Source organism: Saccharopolyspora montiporae, from assembly GCF_015209505.1.
Lineage (GTDB): Bacteria > Actinomycetota > Actinomycetes > Mycobacteriales > Pseudonocardiaceae > Saccharopolyspora > Saccharopolyspora montiporae.
In genome coordinates, this window is the sequence record NZ_JADEYC010000021.1 from 117,235 (window position 1) to 139,286 (window position 22,052).

General features: G+C 70.1%; 19 protein-coding genes. 11 read left to right on the plus strand and 8 right to left on the minus strand.

Annotated features, from left to right (window positions below):
• Positions 1–72: 72 nt before the first annotated feature.
• The 3 genes from IQ251_RS13810 to IQ251_RS13820 form a co-directional block, all read right to left on the minus strand.
• Complete coding sequence (locus IQ251_RS13810; RefSeq protein ID WP_193928965.1) at positions 73–1,422, minus strand: LLM class flavin-dependent oxidoreductase; 1,350 nt, start codon at positions 1,420–1,422, stop codon at positions 73–75.
• Positions 1,419–1,733, minus strand: coding sequence for a hypothetical protein (locus tag IQ251_RS13815; RefSeq protein ID WP_193928966.1), 315 nt, complete (start codon positions 1,731–1,733; stop codon positions 1,419–1,421). Before IQ251_RS13815 ends, IQ251_RS13810 begins: the two co-directional genes overlap by 4 nt.
• A 487-nt stretch (positions 1,734–2,220) precedes the next feature.
• Positions 2,221–2,949: a MerR family transcriptional regulator gene (locus IQ251_RS13820; RefSeq protein ID WP_193928967.1), complete on the minus strand. Its 729-nt coding sequence runs from the start codon at positions 2,947–2,949 to the stop codon at positions 2,221–2,223.
• Positions 2,950–3,401: 452 nt separating this feature from the next.
• On the opposite strand from IQ251_RS13820, the gene IQ251_RS13825 reads away from it, so the two are divergent.
• The gene (locus IQ251_RS13825) at positions 3,402–4,526 is read left to right on the plus strand and encodes an acyltransferase family protein (RefSeq protein WP_370591391.1); all 1,125 of its coding nucleotides are present in this window, start codon (positions 3,402–3,404) and stop codon (positions 4,524–4,526) included.
• A 171-nt stretch (positions 4,527–4,697) separates the two neighbouring features.
• Here IQ251_RS13825 and IQ251_RS13830 read toward each other — a convergent pair whose 3' ends face one another.
• Together IQ251_RS13830 and IQ251_RS13835 are read right to left on the minus strand one after the other, a co-directional pair.
• On the minus strand, positions 4,698–5,711 hold the full coding sequence (locus IQ251_RS13830; RefSeq protein WP_193928969.1) for a coiled-coil domain-containing protein: 1,014 nt from the start codon (positions 5,709–5,711) through the stop codon (positions 4,698–4,700).
• A gap of 261 nt (positions 5,712–5,972) precedes the next feature.
• Positions 5,973–6,566 carry a TetR/AcrR family transcriptional regulator gene (locus tag IQ251_RS13835; protein WP_193928970.1) on the minus strand — a complete coding sequence of 198 codons (594 nt, stop codon included), beginning with the start codon at positions 6,564–6,566 and terminating at the stop codon, positions 5,973–5,975.
• A gap of 495 nt (positions 6,567–7,061) precedes the next feature.
• Between IQ251_RS13835 and IQ251_RS13840 the strand changes: the two genes are divergently transcribed.
• The 3 genes from IQ251_RS13840 to IQ251_RS13850 all read left to right on the plus strand — a co-directional run bounded on the left by IQ251_RS13840 (position 7,062) and on the right by IQ251_RS13850 (position 11,982).
• Entirely contained in the window at positions 7,062–8,546 is a 1,485-nt protein-coding gene (locus IQ251_RS13840; protein WP_370591392.1) for an aldehyde dehydrogenase family protein, read from the plus strand.
• Between the two features lie 317 nt (positions 8,547–8,863).
• Entirely contained in the window at positions 8,864–10,414 is a 1,551-nt protein-coding gene (locus IQ251_RS13845) for an APC family permease (RefSeq protein ID WP_193928972.1), read from the plus strand.
• Between the two features lie 20 nt (positions 10,415–10,434).
• Positions 10,435–11,982: a GMC family oxidoreductase gene (locus IQ251_RS13850; RefSeq protein WP_193928973.1), complete on the plus strand. Its 1,548-nt coding sequence runs from the start codon at positions 10,435–10,437 to the stop codon at positions 11,980–11,982.
• Between the two features lie 335 nt (positions 11,983–12,317).
• On the opposite strand, the gene IQ251_RS13855 is transcribed toward IQ251_RS13850, so the two are convergent.
• Positions 12,318–13,067, minus strand: a complete 750-nt coding sequence (locus IQ251_RS13855; protein WP_193928974.1) for a class I SAM-dependent methyltransferase — start codon at positions 13,065–13,067, stop codon at positions 12,318–12,320.
• Between the two features lie 43 nt (positions 13,068–13,110).
• Complete coding sequence (locus IQ251_RS13860; RefSeq protein WP_193928975.1) at positions 13,111–13,650, minus strand: DinB family protein; 540 nt, start codon at positions 13,648–13,650, stop codon at positions 13,111–13,113.
• Positions 13,651–13,746: 96 nt separating this feature from the next.
• Between IQ251_RS13860 and IQ251_RS13865 the strand changes: the two genes are divergently transcribed.
• The 7 genes from IQ251_RS13865 to IQ251_RS13895 are packed head-to-tail and all read left to right on the plus strand — an operon-like array spanning position 13,747 to position 20,255.
• Positions 13,747–14,418, plus strand: a complete 672-nt coding sequence (locus IQ251_RS13865; RefSeq protein ID WP_193928976.1) for an HAD family hydrolase — start codon at positions 13,747–13,749, stop codon at positions 14,416–14,418.
• Positions 14,415–15,455, plus strand: a complete 1,041-nt coding sequence (locus IQ251_RS13870; RefSeq protein ID WP_193928977.1) for a phosphotransferase family protein — start codon at positions 14,415–14,417, stop codon at positions 15,453–15,455. The genes IQ251_RS13865 and IQ251_RS13870 overlap by 4 nt, the downstream gene beginning before the upstream one ends.
• Positions 15,456–16,664, plus strand: a complete 1,209-nt coding sequence (locus IQ251_RS13875) for an acyl-CoA dehydrogenase family protein (RefSeq protein ID WP_193928978.1) — start codon at positions 15,456–15,458, stop codon at positions 16,662–16,664. It abuts the gene before it with no gap.
• A gap of 54 nt (positions 16,665–16,718) precedes the next feature.
• Entirely contained in the window at positions 16,719–17,471 is a 753-nt protein-coding gene (gene fabG, locus IQ251_RS13880) for a 3-oxoacyl-ACP reductase FabG (RefSeq protein ID WP_193928979.1), read from the plus strand.
• On the plus strand, positions 17,468–18,655 hold the full coding sequence (locus IQ251_RS13885) for an acyl-CoA dehydrogenase family protein (RefSeq protein WP_193928980.1): 1,188 nt from the start codon (positions 17,468–17,470) through the stop codon (positions 18,653–18,655). The genes fabG and IQ251_RS13885 overlap by 4 nt, the downstream gene beginning before the upstream one ends.
• Positions 18,652–19,770 carry an acyl-CoA dehydrogenase family protein gene (locus IQ251_RS13890; protein WP_193928981.1) on the plus strand — a complete coding sequence of 373 codons (1,119 nt, stop codon included), beginning with the start codon at positions 18,652–18,654 and terminating at the stop codon, positions 19,768–19,770. The genes IQ251_RS13885 and IQ251_RS13890 overlap by 4 nt, the downstream gene beginning before the upstream one ends.
• Before the next feature lie 32 nt (positions 19,771–19,802).
• Positions 19,803–20,255 (plus strand): MaoC family dehydratase, encoded by a 453-nt coding sequence (locus IQ251_RS13895; protein ID WP_193928982.1) that lies wholly within the window; start codon positions 19,803–19,805, stop codon positions 20,253–20,255.
• Positions 20,256–20,319: 64 nt separating this feature from the next.
• On the opposite strand, the gene IQ251_RS13900 is transcribed toward IQ251_RS13895, so the two are convergent.
• Positions 20,320–21,894: an AbgT family transporter gene (locus IQ251_RS13900; RefSeq protein WP_193928983.1), complete on the minus strand. Its 1,575-nt coding sequence runs from the start codon at positions 21,892–21,894 to the stop codon at positions 20,320–20,322.
• Between the last annotated feature and the right edge of the window lie 158 nt (positions 21,895–22,052).

Here is a 22,052-nt window from a genome sequence, read left to right on the forward strand (position 1 = left end):
CCGCGGCACCCGGCGGGAGGGCTGTCGGCCAGTGCCGCGCCGACGTCCGGTTCGCTTCCGCCTGCGTCCGGGTCAGGAGCCTGAGGTCCCGGCCGCGCGCCGGTCGCGGGTGAACCGGTTCGCCGGGCGGCTCAAGCCGTAGTGCTCGCGCAGCGTCAGCCCGCTGTAGGACTCGCGGAACAGCCCGCGCTCGCGCAGCAGCGGGACGACGTGGTCCACGAAGGACTCCAGACCTTCCGGAAGGACCGCGGGCATCACATTGAACCCGTCGGCCGCACCGCTGGTGAACCAGTGCTGCAGCGTCTCGGCGATCTGCTCCGGCGTTCCGGCGATGGTGCGGTGCCCGCGGCCGCCGCTGAGCCGGTGGATGATCTGCCGCACCGTGAGGTTGTCCCGCCGGGCCATGTCCACGATGAGCGTGTAGCGGCTCTTGGCGGTCTCGATGCCGTCCTCACCGGGCAGGTCCTTCGGCAGCGGGCGGTCCAGATCGCTGTCGGTGAGCAGCACGCCGAGCGTGTCCGACAACCGCTGCAGCGCGTAGCCGTGCACCACGTGCTCGGCCAGCTCCACCTCGCGGCGCGCCGCTTCCTGCTCGGTATCGCCGATGACCGGCACGATCCCCGGCAGGATCTTGATCGTCTCCGGATCCCGCCCCAGCCGCAGCGCGCGGTCCTTGAGATCGGCGTAGAACGCCTTGCCCTCGTCCAGCGTCTGCTGCGCGGTGAACACCGCCTCGGCGTGCGCGGCCGCGAGGTTCTTGCCGTCCTCCGAGGACCCGGCCTGCACCAGCAGCGGATGCCCCTGGGGCGGGCGGGTGACGTTTAGCGGACCGCGCACGGCGAAATGCTCCCCGCGGTGGTCGATCTCGTGCACCCGATCGGTGTCGGCCCACGCACCGGACTTCTCGCCGAGCTCGGCGCTGTCCTCCCAACTGTCCCAAAGCCGCTGCGAGACCTCGACGAACTCCTCGGCGCGCCGGTATCTCTCGCTGTGCGAGGGGAGTTCGTCGTAACCGAAATTGTGCGCCGCCTCGGCGGTGGCGTTGGTGACGATGTTCCACCCCGCGCGGCCGCCGCTGATGTGGTCCAGCGAGGCGAACCGGCGCGCCAGGTTGTACGGCTCGTTGTAGCTGGTGGACGCGGTGGCGACCAGGCCGATCCGCTCGGTGGCCACCGCCAGGGCAGCCAGCACCACGGTCGGCTCCAGCTGCGTCGCCGGCCGCTGCCCGACGTCCGTGCGCAGCGCGGGGCTGTCGGCCAGGAACACCGAATCGAACGTGCCGCGCTCGGCGATGCGCGCGAGCTCGATGTAGTGCCGGATGTCCTCGTTGGCCGCGGGGTCGGACTGCGGGAGCCGCCAGGCCGCCTCGTGGTGGCCGACGTTCATCAGGAAAGCGTTGAGGTGCATGGTCCGTTCGGTCATCGGGCTCGGCCTCCTGGCTCGGCGGTGAGTTCCGTTCGTCGGGTGGTGGTGTGGGTGGGGCCGGCCGCGCCCGGGTCGCGCGCGGCGGTGCTCTCCATGGGCACGGGTTCGTCCGGCGCACCGAGTTCCGCATCGACGCCCGGTGCGGCCAGCAGTTCCGTCCGGTGCTCCCGGGCGTCCGCCCGCCGGATCCGCCGGTCGGTGCCGATGCCCCCGTCGTCGAGCACGACTAGCCGGTCGGCCGGCGCGATCGCCTCGTCCACGTCGATGAGCGCCTCGCCGATGCGGCTCAGCCCGGCCGGCAGTGCCAACGGCACACCGGCCGGCACGCCGACCACGAGGGCGGCCCCGGCCCGACGAGACGTGCAGGTGGGATTGCAGGCTGTCGGGCGAGCAGTTCGCCCGCGGTGGTCGCGATCAGAACGGGCAGCGCGACCGATCGCGCGATTCGGTGACGTTGCGTTTCCCGGCACATCCGCGAATGCGCCGGATGTCGTCCGACACGGTGGCGGGGCATGAGCTACCTGCATTTTCTGCGCAGCGCGAATCAATCCGGATCCGCGCGGCGCGGGTTCGGTGATCCGGAAGGGAGTGGGATTCGGCGATCAGGTCGGCTCGGCGAGAAAGGCGAGCGCGTCAGCTCAGCGACACGAGCAACACGTGACGCGCATCAGATCGAGAGCGCGCCTTTCGGCGAACGTGTTGATGGAGATCACGGCGCGAGACTAGCGGACCACCCTTCGGAGCAACGGGGTTCCCAAACACTGGGAAAGCGTCCACAGTGGCCGGATGCTCGGCTCAGGAAGGGTCGCGCCCCGCGTCCCGGTCGAACAGGTCGACGATGCGGTCGCCGAGCAGCTGCGGGATCACCCGGTCGGCAGAGCGGGCCGCGGCGGCGTTCAGCGCCGACGTGACCAGCGGCCGCAGCCGCTGCGCGACGTCCGCGTCCCGGTCGAGATCGTCGGCGGTGCCGAGCACGTGCTCGCGCACCACCCGCACCAGCAGCCCGGCCACGTGGTCGATGTCGCCCTGCAGCTGACCGGCCAGCTCCAGCACCTCGCCCAGCGGCACACCCAGCCGCACGAGCTCGGCACCCGCGGTGAGCAGCTGCGGACTGGGCACCAGGAAATCCGCGCCGTGCCGCTCCAACAGGCCCAGCTCGGCGGCACGGTCGACGTTGGAGCCGGTGAACTGCCCACCGAAGGCCGCGTGCAGCTCGTCAGCGGCCAGGACCCGCGGCGCTTCCTGCGCCCAGGACCGGCCGACCACCTGTTCCAGCCCGAGCAGATCACCCAGCCCCCGCCCGGCCTGCCACGCGTCGAGCATCTCCTTGATCTGCGCGAACGCGTACCCGCGTTCGAGCATGTTGCGGATCAGCCGCAGCCGCACGAGGTGGGCGTCGGAGTACAGCGCGGTGCGCCCCGACCGCCGCGGTGCCGGGAGCAGCTCGCGGTCCTGGTAGACGCGCACGTTGCGTGCCGTCGTCCCCGCCGCGCGGGCGAGTTCGTCGATCCGGTACTCGGCCACCCCGCGCAGTCTAGTGATCGCGGTCCCCTCCGTACCGACCTCGGCAACCGGACGCCGTCGGACGCCTGTTCGCCTCCGCGAGCGCGCGGGCATCGGCGGCGCGCCGCACCGCTGTGCGGGTCCGGCCCCGGGGACGCTGTGATGACGCGGAAGGTCGCATTTGCACGGTTCTTTCGCGCCCAGCGCCGACCGTCTCACCGTCCTGCCCAGGCGAAAACGTGACCAGGCCGGGTGATTGCGCGAAATCGGCCGGTACGCGTACGAGCGAAATCGCGCGCGAGCTACGGTATTCCTCGATCTCACCCGTCTGGACGCCGCCGCGCGCAGTCGGGGAGTACAACCCGTGACGCAGCCGACAGCGGCCCGGATATCAGCCGATTGGGGCGTTTACACTGATCAACGAGCCTGCAACGCCGCAGCAAATGGACAAAACGCCCTGGTATCGTGAGCGTGTGCCCGAGAAGACCACCACTCCTACGCAGACCAAATCGGGCAAATCGAAGCGCAAGATCAGTTGGGACGTGGTCCGCGCCGGATGCGTCATTCTGGTGATGATCTATCACTCGACGTTCCTGAGCGTGTTCCTGCACCCCGAGCTGGCCGAGCGCTCGATCCGGTTCCCGTTCCAGGTCGGCGCGAGCATGCTGCTGGTCATCTCCGCCTACTTCGCCTGCGTCACGATCGGCCGCGGCGGCTTGCTGCGCTACTGGTGGGGGCGGATGGCACGCCTGTTCCCGCCGTTCGTCGGCGCCGTCCTGCTGATCTTCGGCATCATGCACCTGGCCGCGATCGAAGGCTGGTTCCTGCCGACGTGGCAGGATCTGCTCGCCAACGTGGCCATGCTGTGGAACTGGAAGCCGGACGAGTTCTTCTTCATCGACGGCTCGCACTGGACGGTCCCGCTGCAGCTGATGGGCTTCACCGCGGCCGCACTGCTGTTCAAGTCCAAACTCGGGCACGGGACGGCGATCCGCGTCGTGCTGTGGGTGGCCGTGATCGTACCGATCCTGCAGTGGCCGATCCGGGTCGGCGGCGCCCCCGAGGCGTACCGGATGATCGTCGACGGCATCGGCGCGCACCGCTGGCACCTGTTCGTCGTGGGCGTGGCGATCTGGATGTGGTCCACCCGGCGCATCGGCTGGGCGCACTTCGCCGCCCTGCTCGCCACCTGCATGCTCGGGCAGAGCCTGCACAACTACGAGGAGACGCCGGAGGGCCTGGTCGCTGACTGGGGCTCCACCGTCGGCGTGTGCATCGGGATGCTCGTGGTCGCCGCCACCGCCTACGGGCCCGACTGGAACCGGGTGATCCCGGACGCCGTCGGGCGCTGGGTGACCTGGTTCGCCGGCATCTCCTACGGCGTGTTCCTCGTGCACCAGACGATCGGCTACATCGTGTCCCGCACGCTGCAGGACATCGGCGCCGGACCGTTCTTGCAGGTCATGGCCATGCTGACCACGGGTGTCCTGCTCGGCTGGGCGCTGACCCGCCTCGTGGAGCGCCCGACGCACACGTTCCTGATGAACGGCTACGACCGGTTGGCCGCCCGCCGCGCGGCCGGTGCGCAGCAGACCTGACCGGCGTCGGGCCGGGCAGGAGGACGGCCTCCCCCCGGCCCGACGAATCCGCCTCGCGCGCAACGTCCCCGCGCAGCGACCGCCGACCGCGCACCCCGGGCGCCACTCGTCGCACTCCGGTGCGAGCGCGGCATGCCGGGTGACGGGAACCCGCCCCGCCACCCGATCCGCTCAGCGCGTCCCGGCCGCCGCGTCGGTCCCGGCGACCTCGGCCTCCTCGGCGGGGAGGTCCTCGGGCTGCTCCGGCTCGGGCCGCGGTTCCTCGTCGCGCTGCCGCGGCACCGCGACGTCCTCGTCCCGCCCCCGCGGAACCGCACCGCCGCGCACGGTTTCGGACACGTAGGCGTCCGAATCCTCGGTCGGCACGGCCTGTTCGGTGGCGGACAGGAACGGTTCAGCAGCACCCAGGATGCGGTGCGCGGTGCGCACCTGGTCCGCGACCTCCCGGCGCATCGCCGACATCGTCTCCGCGTACTCATCGGCCCTGCGGATGCGGCGCTCGGCCTCGGATGTCGCCTCCCGCACCCGGCGCTGCGCTTCGGCGCGGCTGGTCTGCTCGCGCTCGGCCTGGATGCGGGCGGCCTCCTCGCGGCGGGCGGCCATGGAGACCTCGAAGTCGTGCTCGACCTGCGTGCGGCGCTCCTCGGCCTCGGTGTCCAGCCTGCGGCGGGACTGCTCGGCCTCGGCGGACATCTGCTGGATGTCCTCGCGGGTGCGTGCGATCATGTCGTTGCGCTGCTGCTCGGACTGCCTGCGCCACTCGTCGGCCTCGGAGACCAACCGCTCGTAGCGCTCGCGCAGCTCGGCGGCTGCCTGCTCGGACCGGGCCCACTCGTGCTCGGCGGCCGACTTCGCCGCAGCCCGCACCTCCTCGGCCTCGTCCTTGGCCAGCCGGACCATCCGGCGCATGCGGTCGGACAACCCGGTCTCGTCCAGCGGCATCGCGGCCTGGGCGTCGAGCTGCTGCTGCAGCGACTCGACCTCGGCGCGCGCCTGTTCGAGCTGCGAGGTCAGGTCCTGGACCTGGCTCAACGTCGAGTCCCGATCCTCGGTGAGCATCTGGATCTCGGCTTCGGTCTGCTGGATGTAGAACTTCACCTGCGAACGCCGGAATCCGTACCAGACGGTGTCGAAATCCGACTTGAGCGGCACGAGTTCGCGCTCGCGGTCCTCGTTGTGCCCCACGGTCTCACCCCACTCGGTTGATCATCATGTGCTGGGAGCGAGCCGCGCCCCGACGCGGCAAGTCCGTTGTACCCCGGAAAATCGACCGGCGATGTGCTCCAGAGGGCTGACGAGCCACCCGGCATGTCGCGGACGCACGGCGCAACGGATCGCTGCACGCATTCTCCACCGCAGCGCGGTGCAGATCAACTCACCGGATTCGGTGCAATGCAACGGACATCGGATGTTGACCATCCGGACACCCGAGCGGGAGCGCGCGAATCAGCCGTTTTCGGCGGGATCCAGCACCTTCCGGAATATCATTTCGATTTCGTCTCGGCTGGGCGCGGATTCGCGGACGATGCCCTGCAGCAGCAACCCGCAGAACACCGCGGACAGCACGCGCCCGGTCTCCGGCCCGGTGTGCTGGGCGAACAACTGGGCCAGCGCCGCGTCCCACTCCTGGCTCACGTGGCACAGGGCGGGGCGGTGCAGCGCGGCGATGTAGAGCTGGTGCTCGACCTCGGTGCGCGTGCGCTCCGGCCCCAGGTAGTGCAGCACCAGCTCGGTGAACTCGGCCGCGAGGTCGATGTCGGTGCGCCCGGCCAGCTTCGCCTCCCAGGCGCGCAACTGGGCCACGTCGTCGTCGGACGCCTGCTTGAGCGCGGAGGCGAGCAGGTCGTCGAGCGTGGCGAAGTAGTAGGTCGTCGACCCGAGCGGAACACCCGCCGCAGCCGCCACGGCACGGTGCGTGAGCTTCTCGACGCCGCGCTCGGCGACCACGGTTATCGCTGCGCGGGCGATGCGCTCGCGGCGGTCCGGATCCTTGCGCCGGCCCCCCGCGGCGGCGGGCGACTGCTCCGTGGTGGACGACATCTGCGCTCGACGTTCCTCCCGTGTGCATCGGCACACCGTGGTTCGGATACCTGCTCGACGCGCTACACCTTGCCATGCGCCCCGCGGCCGGCGATGCGGCCCACCTCACGGGGTTCACGTTTACGCAGCTCAAAGCGCGTTTCACCGACCGGGATCGGACCGATCCGCCGCAGATGATGTACATCTGTACAGGATCGGTGTTAGGGTCTTCGCCGGATGTGGGCCAGAATGGTTCCGCGAAGTGCCGGAAAATCGAATGCCGCACTCGCACGCGCAACGCGGGGACGAATGGATCCGGGCGACGGATTTCACCCCGCGCGGGTGCTGCGCAAAGTGCGGCACCGCAGATTCCGGCGCTCCCCGGAACCGCACCGGCGCATTCCGCCGGAAAGGCGCGAATCGCGGCCCGGAGCGCGCGGAAGAATCACGCGCGGAACAACGCAGACGACGCAACGGGGAAAACGATCAATGCCGCAAGCTGAGAGCGGATCGGCCGTGCCGAATTCCGCAGCGACGCTGTTCATCGACGGCGCATGGGTGCCCGCCACCGCGGGCGGGACCCGGGACATCACCTCCCCCGCCGACGGCTCGCCGGTGGCCACCGTCGCCGAGGCCACCTCCGACGACACCGAGCACGCCATCGCCGCCGCCCGGCGGGCCTTTGACGAGGGAAGTTGGGCGAACACCTCGGCCTGGGAGCGCGGTGACCTGCTGCTGCGGGTCAGCGACATCCTCGTCCGCGACCGCGAGGAGTTCGCCCGCGCCGAGTCGCTGGACACCGGCAAGCGCCTGGTGGAGAGCGGCTACGACATGGACGACATCGCCGGGTGCTTCCGCTACTTCGGCAAGCTCGCCGGCACCGACGCCGGGAAGCTCGTCGACACCGGCTCCCCGGACGCCATCAGCCGCGTGCAGTACGAACCGGTCGGCGTGTGCGGCATGATCACGCCGTGGAACTTCCCGCTGCTGCAGGTGGCCTGGAAGGTCGCCCCGGCGATCGCCGCCGGTGACACCTTCGTCCTCAAGCCCAGCGAACTCACCCCGAGCACCGCGATCCTGCTGATGCGGGCGCTGGCCGAAGCGGGCCTGCCCGCCGGGGTGGGCAACCTGGTGCTGGGCACCGGCGCCGAGGTCGGCTCGGTGCTGGCCGAGCACCCGGACATCGACCTCGTCTCGTTCACCGGCGGCCTGCACACCGGGCGCACGATCTCCGCGGCAGCGGCGCCGACCGTCAAGAAGGTCGCCCTGGAACTCGGCGGCAAGAACCCGAACATCGTGTTCGCCGACGCCGACTTCGAGACCGCCGTCGACTACGCGCTCACCGCCGTCTTCCTGCACTCCGGCCAGGTCTGCTCGGCGGGCGCGCGGCTGATCGTGCAGGACGAGATCCACGACGCGCTGGTCGACGAGATCGTGCGCCGTGCCGAAACCATCCGCCTCGGCGGTCCTTTCGACGAGGATGCCGAGACCGGACCGCTCATCTCGGACGGACACCTGCGCAAGGTCACCGACTACGTCGAGCGCTCGGTGGCCGAAGGCGCCGTGCTGCGCACCGGTGGCCGCCGGCCGGACGGCGAGCGCTACGCCCGCGGGCACTTCTTCCTGCCGACCGTGCTGGACGAGGTGCAGCGCGGATCGTTCGCGGTCACCGAGGAGTCGTTCGGCCCGGTGCTGACCGTCGAGCGGTTCACCGACGAGGACGACGCGGTGCGCATCGCCAACGACACGCACTACGGCCTCGCCGGCGGCGTGTTCACCGGCGACCCCGCCAAGGCGCAGCGGGTCGCCAACCGGATGCGGCACGGCACGATCTGGATCAACGACTTCCACCCCTACCTGCCGCAGGCGGAATGGGGCGGATTCAAGCAGTCCGGCATCGGGCGCGAGCTCGGCCGGGCGGGGCTCGGCGAATACCAGGAGCCCAAGCACGTCTACCAGAACCTGCGACCCGGTCCGCAGCACTGGTTCTCCGGACGGTGATGCGCACGCGGCCCGGACCGAGCGCCGGTTCCCGGGCCGCGCCGCGCTGAACGGAACCGGGTGCGCGGCGGGCTGCGGACACCGTGGTGTCCGCGCCACCGGGCGGCCGCCCGCGCCGCGCACCCGGCCAGGAGCAGAACGGAGGTCGACGAGCACAACAGCCACGAACCCGGGCAACGGCGCGCCGGAAGCGCTGCCGGATCCGGAGTTTCGCAGGCCGCGCCCGGAACGGCCGGGCGCGCAGCACGCCGAAACCGAGGAGTGCGCACCCGCCGGGAGATCACGCGGCGGGCCCCTCGGGAAAGGAGTTCACGGGCATGAGCATGCCCAATCAGGACACCGGGCTCACCGAGTTCGGTTACCAGAACAAGCTGAAACGGACCCTCGGAGGTTTCCACACCTTCGCCGCGGGCATCAGCTACATCTCGGTGCTCACCGGCACTTTCCAACTGTCCTACTTCGGGCTCTCGCTCGGCGGACCCGCCTACTGGTGGTCCTGGCCGCTCGTGTTCCTCGGGCAGTTGCTCGTGGCGTTGAGTTTCGCCGAGCTCGCATCGCGCTACCCCATCGCCGGCTCCGTCTACAACTGGGCCAAGAAGCTCGGCGGCAAGCACGTCGGCTGGCTGGCCGGGTGGATGATGCTGGTCGCTTCGATCGTCTCGATCGCGGCCACCGCGTTGGCCTACCAGAACACGCTCCCGCAGATCTGGGCCGGATTCCAGATCGTCGGCGACGGCTCCTCCACCACCGACCAATCGGTCAACGGGATCCTGCTGGCGCTGGTGCTGATCCTGTTCACCACGCTGGTCAACGCCTTCGGCGTGAAGCTGATGGCCCGCATCAACAGCGCCGGGGTCCTCCTGGAGCTGGTCGCCGCGGTGCTGCTGATCATCGCGCTGCTGTTCGTGGTGCAGAACCCGCCGACCGTGGTGCTCGAAACCTCGGGGACCGAAGCCAACTACGGCGGCAGCTACCTCGGCGCGTTCCTCGTCGCGGGTATCGCCTCGTCGTACGTGATGTACGGGTTCGACACCGCCGCCTCGCTGGGCGAGGAGTCCATCAACCCGCACCGCAACGCCCCGAAGGCGATCCTGCGCGCGCTGATCGCCTCGGCCGTGCTCGGCGGGCTGATCATCCTGCTGGCCCTGATGGCCATCCGGGACCTCGACGACCCGCGCCTGGGCGAGGCCGGCCTGCAGTTCGTGCTCGGTGAAGCACTCGGCCCGGTCGTGGGCAGGCTGTTCCTGGTCGCCATCTTCATCGCGATCACCGTGTGCGTGCTGGCCGTGCACACCGCGGCGATCCGGATCGCGTTCGCGATGGCCCGGGACAACGCGCTGCCCGGCGGCTCCAAGCTCGCCAAGGTGAGCCCGCGGTTCCAGACCCCGGTCGTGCCCGCGATCGTCATCGGCGTGCTGGCCGTCGCGCTGCTGCTGGTCAACGTCGGCCAGCCGCAGATCTTCACCACCGTGACCAGCCTGGCGATCATCCTCATCTACATCTCCTACCTACTGGTGACGATCCCGATGCTGGTCGCGCGACTGCGCGGCAAGTGGTCCTCGGCCAAGCAGCCCGGCCGGTTCAGCCTCGGCAAGTTCGGTCTGCCGGTGAACATCCTGGCCGTGGCATGGGGGTTGATGATGACCATCAACCTCGCCTGGCCGCGGCGCGAGGTCTACAACGCCGAGCCGCCCTACCACTGGTACCTGCAGTACAGCTCGCTGCTGTTCGTCGGGATCGCCGCGCTGGGCGGTTTCGCGTACTACTGGTTCGTGCTGCGCCACCGGGTCGGGGTGCTGGCCGACCACGCGGCGAAACCTTCCGCGGACGAGTCCGAACAGGACGAATCCGCAACGACCGTCTCCTGAGCTGAACGGAGTTTCGATCCATGTCTGATCAGTTCGACTACGTCGTGGTCGGCGGTGGCAGCGCAGGTGCCGCGGTGGCGGCCCGGCTCTCCGAGAATCCGGACACCACGGTCTGCCTGCTCGAAGCAGGTCCGTCCGATGTGGACGACAACAACATCCTGCAGCTCAACAGGTGGATGGAGCTGCTGGAGTCCGGCTACGACTGGGACTACCAGATCGAGCCGCAGGACAGCGGGAACTCGTTCATGCGCCACGCGCGCGCCAAAGTGCTGGGCGGGTGCTCCTCGCACAACTCGTGCATCGCGTTCTGGGCGCCGGCCGAGGACTTGGACGAGTGGGAGGCGCTGGGCGCCACCGGCTGGGGTTCGAAGGACGTCTTCCCGCTGTACCAGCGGCTGGAGACCAACGACGGGCCCGGTGAGCACCACGGGCGTAGCGGCCCGGTGACCATCCGCAGCGTCCCGCCGGCGGATCCGTCCGGTGCGGCCCTGCTGCAGGCCTGCGAGCAGGCCGGCATCCCCACCACCGAGTTCAACTCGGGCACGACGGTCACGCACGGCGCGAACTGGTTCCAGATCAACGCCCGCGAGGACGGCATCCGCTCCTCGTCCTCGGTGTCCTACCTGCACCCGATCATGGACCGCCCGAACCTGGAGATCCGCACGCACGCGTGGGCCAAGAAGGTCGAGTTCGACGGCACGCAGGCCACCGGTGTGCAGTACCTGTCCGCCGACCAGATCCACACCCGCACGGTGCGCGCCCGGCGCGAGGTGGTGCTGTCGACGGGTGCCATCGACACGCCGAAACTGCTGATGCTGTCCGGGATCGGCCCGGCCGAGCACCTGCGGGAGACCGGGGTCGAGGTGCTGGTGGACTCGCCGGGCGTCGGGTCGAACCTGCAGGACCACCCGGAAGGCGTCATCAGCTGGGACGCCAAGCAGCCGATGGTCACCGATTCCACCCAGTGGTGGGAGATCGGCGTGTTCACCACCACGCAGCCCGGACTGGACCGGCCGGACCTGATGTTCCACTACGGTTCGGTGCCGTTCGACATGCACACGGTGCGGCAGGGCTACCCGACCTCGGAGAACAGCTTCTGCCTGACCCCGAACGTCACCCGCGCGCGCTCCACCGGCACGGTCCGGCTGCGCAGCAGGGACTTCCGGGACAAGCCGAAGGTCGACCCGCGGTACTTCACCCAGGAGCACGACGTCCGGGTGATGACCGAGGGCATCAAGCTGGCGCGTGAGATCGTGTCCCAGCCCGCGATGTCCGAGTGGGCCGGCGCCGAGCTGTTCCCCGGCCCGGACGTGCGCACCGACGACGAGATCGCCGACTACATCAAGCGCACGCACAACACCGTCTACCATCCGGCGGCCTCGGTGCCGATGGGCGCCGCCGAGGACGCGAGCAAGCCGCTGGACGCGCGACTGCGGGTCAAGGGCGTGCAGGGGCTGCGGGTGGCCGACGGTTCGGCGATGCCGTTCCTGGTCGCGGTGAACCCGAACATCACCACGATGGCCATCGGCGAGAAGTGCTCCGACATGCTCAAGGAGGACAACCGCTGATCCCGGCGCCCGGTTCGGCCGCCTCCCTCGAACGCGAGGTACCGCACCCCGCGAACGGCGGCTGACCCCGGCACCGACCACGAGCCCCTCCGGACCCCCGTCCCGGAGGGGCTCGTCGCGTTCCGGGACGCGTGGCGATGATTGTGGTTCCTGGAAGCGAAAGAACGGATTTCAAAACTGATTTCACTCCGCCATGCTGCACGACGAGATCGGCCGGCGCACCGGACGACGAGCTCGCCGCGGTGCCGATCGAGAAGACGCGCGGCCGGCTCGTGCTCAAAGCGGACGAAACGATGTAGTCGTTCACCCGGGCTCGGCCCGCGGGTGCGGCGCCGTCACGTCGCTTCGAGGACGAGGAACAGGAAGCAGGGCTTGGTCGCGAGGTCGTGGAAACCGTCCGGGAACAGGTCCCGGGCGGCCGGATCGGGTTGCGGCTCGCTGAGGGCGGACAGGTGGAAGCCGGCGGTGGTGCAGGCGTCGATCATCGCCTGCAACGACCGGCGCCAGAACCTCATCGGAACGGACTTCCCGTCGATCGTCCACTCGACCGTATAGCTGCTGGTCGCGAAGTAGTCCGGCCGCGGCTCCTGGATCGTGTAGGCCACGACTGGGTGGTCCACCGACGCGATCAGTCGGCCGCCGGACCGGAGCACTCGCCGCACTTCGGCCAGTACCGACCCCCAGTCTTCCAGGTAGTGCAGCACGAGCGAGGCGACCACGTCGTCGAATGCACCGGCGGTAAACGGAAGGCGGTCGGTCAGGTCGACCACGTGCAGGGGCACGTCCTCGCTCAGCCGCTGCCTGGCCAGCGCCAGCATCCCGGTGCTGGCATCGATGCCGGTGACGACCGCACCGCGGTCGTGCAACGCCGCGGACAGGGTTCCTGCGCCGCACCCGGCGTCCAGGATCCGACGGCCCGCCACGTCTCCGGCGAGGGCCAGCATCGCGGGACGCTCGTAGTGCGCGTTGACGAGGTTGCTCTCGTTCGCCGCCGAGTACGCCTCGGCGAAGCTGTCGTAGTCGTTCACCCGGGCTCGGCCCGCGGGTGCGGCGAGGCCTTCGGCGTTCTCGGTATCGCGTTCCATCGGCGCAGCGTAGTGGCCACGTCGTTCACCGGGCGCCGGAAACTCAGCTGTCGAGGCGGGTTCCGCCGCGCGATGCCTGGTAGAGGTCGCGCAGCAGGGCGACTTCGCCACCGTGGTGGAACAGCTCGCGGTTGAGGTGCAGCACCAGCGCGAGGTAGCTGCGATCCGCGAACGGCCCTTCGGCCGGGCCCACCGGCTGCTGCCAGCCGTCCTCGTCGAGCTCGCCGATCCAGTCCCGCCACCGCGCGTGCTCGGTGTCCAGCCGCTGCAGCGCCTCGGACGCACCACCCGGGTAGTCGTGCCCGTCGATGCGGAACCCGGAGTCGGCGAGGTGCCGATCGGCGCGCATCCCGAAGATGTGGCAGGCGATGTGCGCCAACCGCCAGCCCAGCGTGGTGAACGGCGGCGGGACCGGTTCCGGGAACGTGAAGTCCATCGACCACCCGTCCGATTCGCGGCGGATGTTCCAGCACTGCGGGACCGGTTCCCAGAAGTACTCCTCGTCGGTGATCCCCTCCAGGCGCGGGCGCCACGAGCGCCAGTAGAAGTCGAGCTGGTCGAGCGCTTCCTCACGAGCCGCCATGGCAGGAACGGTACGACGCCGCACCGACGTCGTCGCGGCGCAAGCCGGACACCAGGCACTAGACTACATACCGTCTAGTCGGTACGGTCTCTGCACATGGGCACGAGCAGCGCGGCAGCAGGCACCGTTCAAGCCGTCGTGTTCGACTACGGCGGCGTGCTCACCAACTCCGGCGGCTCCGCCATCCGCGCCTGGACGGCCCGCGAGCGCATCGACCCGGACACCTTCTCCGCGGCGCTGAAGGAGTGGCTCTCCCGGGACGCCCCCGCGGGCACCCCCGTGCACCGGCTGGAAACCGGCGAGCTCAGCGCCGAGGAGTTCAACCGGCTGCTCGCCGACCGGCTGCGCACCGTCGACGGCCAGCCGGTGGCGCCCGACGGACTCATCCAGCGGATGTTCGCCGAGATGCGCCTGGAACCTGCCATGCTCGACCTCGTGCGGCGGATCCGGGACAGCGGGGTGCGCACCGCGATGCTGTCGAACAGCTGGGGCAACGCCTACCCGTGGGACGAGCTGTCCGGGCTGTTCGAGTTCGCGGTCGTCTCCGCCGAGCTCGGCCTGCGCAAACCGGACGAACGCATCTACCGGCACACCCTCGACCGCCTCGGCCTGGCCGCCCCCGACGTCGTGCTCGTCGACGACGGCGCGCCGAACACCGAAGCCGCGCAGCGGCTCGGGCTGCGGACGGTGCTGCACACCGATCCGGCCGACACCCGCGACCAGCTCGGCGACCTGCTCGCCGCACCGCACGACAAGGAGCCGCAATGAACGACCAGCCCCCGTCCGGCGACCTGCCCGGGCTGGACCTCGACCGGCTGCGCGGTCACCTGGACCGCGAACTGCCCGAGCCCACCCGGGGGCCGCTGCGCGGCGAGCTGATCCAGGGCGGCAGGTCCAACCTGACCTACTCGGTCACCGACGGCACCTCCGCGTGGGTCGTGCGCCGCCCGCCGCTGGGCCACGTGCTGGCCACCGCGCACGACATGGGCCGCGAGCACCGCGTCATGTCCGCCTTGGCCGACACCGCGGTCCCGGTGCCGCGCACCTTCCTGCTGTGCCAGGACGAGGAGGCCATCGGCGCGCCGTTCTACGTCATGGACCGGGTGCCCGGGACCGTGTTCCGCAGCCCGGAGCAGACCGAGCGGCTCACCGCGGCGCAGCGCGCGGACCTGTCCTGGCAGCTGATCGACGTGCTGGCCGACCTGCACACCATCGACCCGGAATCGGTGGGACTGGCGGACTTCGGCAAACCGGACGGCTTCCTGCAGCGCCAGGTGCGCCGGTGGAGCAAGCAGCTGGCCGCTTCACTCAGCCGCGACGTCGCCGGCATCGACGAACTCGCCGAGCAGCTCGACACCCGCATCCCGCACAGCACGGCCTCCGGCATCGTGCACGGCGACTACCGCCTGGACAACGTGCTGGTCGGCGACGACCTGCGCATCAACGCCGTGCTGGACTGGGAGATGGCCACGCTCGGCGATCCGCTCACCGATCTCGGGCTGCTCACCGTGTACTGGGAAGGCTTCAGCGGCATCGAGCAGAACCCCGTCGCCAAGGGAATCGGCCCCGAGTACGGCTTCCCGGCGGCCCGCGAGCTGCTGCAGCGCTACGCCGAGCGCAGCGGTACCGACCTGTCCGCGATGGGCTGGTACACCGCGTTCGGGTTCTTCAAGATCGCCGTGATCCTGGAAGGCATCCACTACCGGTACCTGCACGGCCAGACCGTCGGCGAGGGCTTCGAGCACGTGGGCGCCCTGGTCGAACCGCTGGTCGCGCAGGGGCTGGCCACGCTCAAGGAGGCATAGATGGACTTCGCCCACGACGAGACCACCGAGCGGCTGAGCCGCGAACTCACCGCGTTCCTCGACGAGCACGTCTACCCCGCCGAGCCGCAGTTCGTGGAGTGGCTGGCCAACCGCGAGGACGAGTGGGCCGAGCCGCCGATGCTGCCCGCGCTCAAGGCCGAGGCGCGCAAGCGCGGGCTGTGGAACCTGTTCCTGCCCACCGCCGACGGCGCCGGCTTGACGAACCTGCAGTACGCACCGCTGGCCGAGCTGATGGGCCGCGCGGGACGACTCGCCTCCGAGTCCACGAACTGCTCGGCACCGGACACCGGCAACATGGAGGTCCTGTCGCTGTTCGGTTCGGACGCCCAGCGCGCCGAGTGGCTCAAACCGCTGCTGGACGGCGAGATCCGCTCCGCGTTCTGCATGACCGAACCCGATGTCGCTTCCTCGGACGCGACCAACATCGGCACCCGGATCACCCGCGACGGCGACCACTACGTCATCAACGGCCGCAAGTGGTTCTCCTCCGGCGCGATGAGCCCGCGCTGCAAGATCCTCATCGTGATGGGCAAGACGGACCCGGACGCCGAGCGGCACCGCCAGCAGAGCCAGGTCCTCGTCCCGCGGGACACCCCCGGGGTGCAGATCAAGCGCAGCATGAACGTGTTCGGCTACACCGACGGCGACCACGGCGGGCACGCGGAGGTCGTGTTCGACGACGTGCGGGTGCCCGCGGACAACGTCATCGCCGGTGAGGGCGAGGGATTCGCCATCGCGCAGGCGCGGCTGGGCCCGGGCCGCATCCACCACTGCATGCGAGCGATCGGCATGGCCGAGCGAGCACTGGAACTCATGTGCCGCCGCGCCAACGACCGGGTCGCCTTCGGCAAACCGCTGGCCGAGCAGGGCGTGGTGCAGAACTGGATCGCCCAGTCCCGGGTCAAGATCGAGCAGGCCCGGCTGCTGGTGCTCAAGACGGCCTGGCTGATGGACACGGTCGGCAACCGTGGGGCGCACACCGAGATCCAGGCGATCAAGGTGGGCGTGCCGGAGATGGTCACCTGGGTGATCGACCGGGCGATCCAGGCGCACGGCGGCGCCGGGGTCAGCCAGGACACGCCGTTGGCGAACCTGTACGCGCACGCCCGCACGCTGCATATCGTCGACGGGCCGGACGAGGTGCACCTGCGGTCACTGGCCCGCCGCGAGCTCAAGAAGCACCGCTGAACCGCGGGCCCGGCCCGCACCCGAGGAATCCGAACACGAGACAAGGAGCCCCCTATGCCCGATAGCGTCGCGATCGTCACCGGTGCCGCTCGCGGGATCGGCGCCGCCACCGCCCGCCGCCTGGCCGCCGACGGCCACGCGGTCGCCGTCATCGACCTGGACGAGAAGTCCTGCGCGGACACGGTTTCGGCCATCGAATCCGCCGGTGGCAAGGCGCTGGCCATCGGCGCGGACGTCAGCGATCCCGACCAGGTCCAGTCCGCTGTGGACCGGGTATCCGCCGAGCTGGGCGCCCCGCTGGTGCTGGTGAACAACGCGGGAGTCCTGCGGGACAACATGCTGTTCAAGATGAGCGAGGACGACTGGGACACGGTCATGAACGTGCACCTGCGCGGCGCGTTCCTGATGAGCCGCGCGGTGCAGAAGCACATGGTCGAGGCCAAGTTCGGCCGCATCGTGAACCTGTCCAGCACCTCGGCGCTGGGCAACCGCGGGCAGGCCAACTACTCCACCGCCAAGGCCGGGCTGCAGGGCCTGACCAAGACGCTGTCCATCGAGCTGGGCAAGTACGGGGTGACCGCGAACGCGATCGCGCCCGGGTTCATCGCCACGGACATGACCAAGGCCACCGCCGAGCGGGTCGGCGTGTCGTTCGAGGAGTTCAGTAAGGCCGCGGTCGGCAGCATCCCGGTGGCGCGAGCGGGCGAGCCGGACGACATCGCCAACACCGTCTCGTTCTTCGTCGACGAGCGCTCCAGCTTCGTGTCCGGCCAGGTCATCTACGTCGCGGGCGGGCCGAAGGTATGAGCACCGGCGATGACGGGGAACTGCGCAGCCGGGTGCGGCAGTTCCTCGCCGAGCATCCCCCGGAACGCACCGAGCGGTTGGAGTTCCTGCGCGCGCGCTTCGACGCGGGCCTGGCCTGGGTGCACTTCCCCGCCGGGCTCGGCGGTCTGGACCTGCCGCGCGAGCAGCAGCAGGTGGTCGAGGAGGAGTTCGCGGCGGCGGACGCGCCGGACAACAACCCGCGGCTGAACACGATCGGGCTGGGCATGGCGGCGCCGACGATCCTCGGGTTCGGCGACGACGAGCAGCGCCGGCGCTTCCTGCGTCCACTGTGGACGGGCGAGGAGATCTGGTGCCAGCTGTTCAGCGAACCCGGCGCCGGCTCGGACCTGGCCGCGCTGTCCACCCGCGCGGTGCGCGACGGCGACGAGTGGGTGCTGGACGGGCAGAAGGTGTGGACCTCGCTGGCGCACCGCGCCTCGTGGGCGATCCTGGTCGCCCGCTCCGACCCGGAGCAGCCCAAGCACAAGGGGCTGACCTACTTCATCTGCGACATGACCGCGCCCGGCGTGGACGTGCGGCCGCTGCGCCAGATCACCGGTGAGGCCGAGTTCAACGAGGTCTTCCTGAACGAGGTGCGGATCCCGGACAGCCGGCGCCTCGGCGAGGTCGGCCAGGGCTGGCAGGTCGCCATGGGCACGCTGATGAACGAGCGGGTGGCCATCGGCGGCAGCAACACCGAACGCGAAGGCGGGATGATCGGCCCGGTCGCCGACACCTGGCGCACCGAGCCGCAGCTGCGCACCCCCGCGGCGCACGACAGGCTGCTGCAGCTGTGGGTCGACGCCGAAGCGACCCGGCTGACCGGCGATCGGCTGCGCCAACAGCTGGCCGCGGGCACGCCCGGCCCCGAGGGGTCGGCCGTCAAGCTCTCCTTCGCCCGGCTCAACCAGGAGATCTCCGGATTCGAACTGGAACTGCTCGGCGAGCAGGGCCTGTCCTACGACGACTGGACGTTCCGGCGGCCCGAGCACACCGACTTCACCGCCCGCGACGCCGGATACCGCTTCCTGCGCGCCAAGGGCAACTCGATCGAAGGCGGCACCTCGGAGATCCTGCGCAACGTGATCGCCGAGCGGGTGCTGGGCCTGCCGCAGGAACAGCGCACCGACAAGCAGGCACCGTGGAAGGAGTTGCCGCGATGAGTTCCGCGGATCTGCTCTACAGCGAGGTCGAGGAGGACCTGCGCACCAACGTGCGCAGGCTGCTGCGCGACCGGTGCGACTGGACCGACGTCCTCGCCCGGTGCGAGAGCGACCAGCCCTACGACCTGGACCTGTGGCGGACGCTGGCCGACGAGCTGGGCCTGGCCGCGCTGCTGGTGCCCGAGGAACTGGGCGGCGCCGACGCCGGCGCCCGGGAGCTCGCCGTGGTGGCCGAGGAGCTCGGCCGCAGCGTCGCCCCGGTCCCGTTCCTGGGCAACGTGCTCACCACCGCGGCGCTGGTGGGCTGCGACGCCTCGGCACGCATCCGGGAGATCCTGCCCCAGTTGGCCGACGGTTCGCAGCTGGGCACCGTGGCCACCGGGCTGGCGACACCACCGCACGCACCGTTCCCGGAGTCGGTCAAGGCGGCGGGCAACGAGCTCACCGGCAGCGCATCGGCCGTGGTGGACCTGGACGTGGCCGACTACGTGCTCGTCCCGGCGCGGGACGCGGACGGTCCGGCGCTGTACCTGGTGGACACCTCGGTCGCCGGGGTGACCCGCGAGCCCGCCACCCCGCTGGACCTCACCCGGCGCTTCGGCACCCTGCTGCTGGACGGTGCGGTCGGCGAGCGGGTCGCGGGCGGCACGGGTGCGGCGCAGGTGCTGCGGCACGCGGTGACCACGGCAGCGGGCGTGCTCGCCGCCGAGCAGGTCGGGCTGGCGCAGCACTGCCTGGACACCACGGTCGAGTACGCCAAGGAGCGCACGCAGTTCGGCCGCGCGATCGGCTCCTTCCAGGCCGTCAAGCACCGGTTGGCCGACCTGTGGACGGGGGTGAGCACCGCGCGGGCGGCCGCGCGCAGCGCCGCCGACCAGCTCGCCGGCGGCGCCGCGGAGGCGGAACTGGCCACCGCGATCGCCCAGGCGTACTGCTCGGACCTGGTAGTGCTGGCCGCCGAGGAGCACCTGCAACTGCACGGCGGCATCGGCATGACCTGGGAGCACCCGGCGCACCTGTACCTGGGCCGCGCCAAGAGTTCCCAGCTGTCGTTCGGTTCCGCGGGACAGCACCGGCAGCGCATCGGCGAGCTCGTCGGCCTGCCGCCGGCGTGACCGGCACATCATCTGGAGCAGAGGAGGATCGCGTGCGTGTTTTCCGCAGCGCCGAGGAGATCGTCGCCGCCAAGGGCGAGGAACTGGGCACCAGCGAGTGGCTGGAGATCACCCAGCAGCGGGTGAACGAGTTCGCCGACGCCACGTCGGACCACCAGTGGATCCACGTGGACATCGAACGCGCGAAGCAGGGCCCGTTCGGCGGTCCGGTGGCGCACGGCTACCTGACGCTGAGCCTGCTGCCCAAGCTCAACGCCGAGACCTACAAGCTCGAAGGCGTGAAGATGGGCATCAACTACGGGCTGAACAAGGTGCGCTTCCCCAGCCCGGTGCTGGTCGGTTCGCGGGTGCGGGCGGTGACCCGGCTCGACGACGTCACCGACGTGAAGGAAGGCATCCAGCTGACCATCACCGCCACGATCGAGATCGAGGGCTCGGACAAGCCGGCGTGCGTGGCCGAGAGCCTGTCCCGCGTGGTGTTCTGAGGAATCCGGCCGAAACGGGCCCGCGCTCTCCCCGGGAGGGCGCGGGCCCGTTGCCGTGCGCGGCTCAGCGGTCCAGGTGGATGCCCATCCCGGGCCCGAGCGGCAGGTCGGCGAAGAAGAACACCGTCAGGATCAGCGCCCACAGCACCCAGAACGGCACGACGAACGGCACCATCCGGGCCACGAGCGTGCCCATCCCGGCGCCGGGTTCGTAGCGGCGCAGGTAGCCCAGGATGATGATCATGTACGGGTTCAGCGGCGTCATCACCTGGGTCGCCGAATCGCCGACGCGGAACGCCGCCTGCGCGAAACCCGGTTCGAAGCCGAGCACGAGGAACATCGGCACGAACACCGAGGCCATCAGGGTCCACAGGCTGGACCCGGAGATGATGAACAGGTTCAGCACCGAGGCCAGCACCATGAACCCGAGGAACGCCGGGTACCCGTCCAGGCCGAGGGCGGTGAGCAGGTCGGCACCGGAAACCGCCAGCCACGCACCCAGATTCGTCCAGGTGAACAGGCCGATGAACTGCCCGAGCATGAACGCGAGCACGATGAACCCGGCGAGGTCGCGCAGCGCGGCGCCCATCAGCTTGGGCACGTCCGCGGCGCGGGACACGCTGCCGGTGCTGGCGCCGTAGGCGATGGCCGGAATGACGAAGCCGAGGAAGATGAGCGTGGTCACCGAGTCCAGCAGCGGCGATTCCGGCAGGAAACCGCCCGCGTCGTTGGCCAGCGGCGATCCCGGGGACAACACCAGGACGAGCACGGCCGCCAGTGCGGCCAGGAACGCCAGACCGGCCCATGCGAGCCCGCGCTTCTCCAGCGGCTCCAGCTGCGGGTTCATCGCGAACGCCGCCCGCTCGCCGGATTCCGCGTCGGCCTGCTCGGTGCGCGAGATGCCGCTGCGGTTCATCCGCGGTTCGACGATCTTGTCGATGAGGAAGCCGACCAGCAGGGCCAGCAGCACCGAGGACACGAGGTTGAAGTAGTAGTTCGACACCGGGGTCACCGGCGTGCCCGCGTCGGGCAGGGTGGCCGCGATCGAGTTGCTGACACCGGAGAACAACGCGTCCAGGCTGGTGACCACCGGAGCCGTCGAGTACCCGGCGCCGGCCGCGGCGAACCCGCCGAGCAGCCCCGCCACCGGATGACGTCCGGCCGCCTTGAACACCATCGCCGCCAGTGGCGGGATGATGATCATCGCCGAATCGGCCATCACGCTGGAGCTGACGCCGACGAAACCCACCGCGTAGGGCAGCACCCAGCGGGGCGCGCCGCCGAAGGCGTAGCGGATCATCGCGGTCAGCAGTCCGGCCTGTTCGGCCAGTCCGACCGCCAGCATGATGGTGACCACCGTTTCCAGCGGCGGGAAACCGATGAAATTGGCGGGCATCTCGGTGAACAAGAACTCCAGGCCCGCCGCGGTGAACGCGCCACGGATCGGAGTCACCCCGTCGTCACCGGGGATGTGCACGACGACGCCGAACGCGGCGACCACCGTGGACACCACCGCGACGACTGCGAAAAGCAGGGCGAACAGGACGAACGGCTCAGGAAGCTTGTTGCCGATGCGTTCGACCAGGTTCAGCACCCGGTCCAGCCGGGTGGTCCGGACCGTTCCGGTGTGGCTTGCCATGCGGGCTCCCGAGTGGATCGCTCACGAAAATGCAAGCAGCAGCGAACCTTTTCCGCTGCCTCCGGCGCAACCCCCGGGAGAACAATGATCACAACCCGAAACGGCGCGGAAATCCGCGGGCCGCCACCGGGAACCGGTCGTCCGCAGCGGAATTCGGG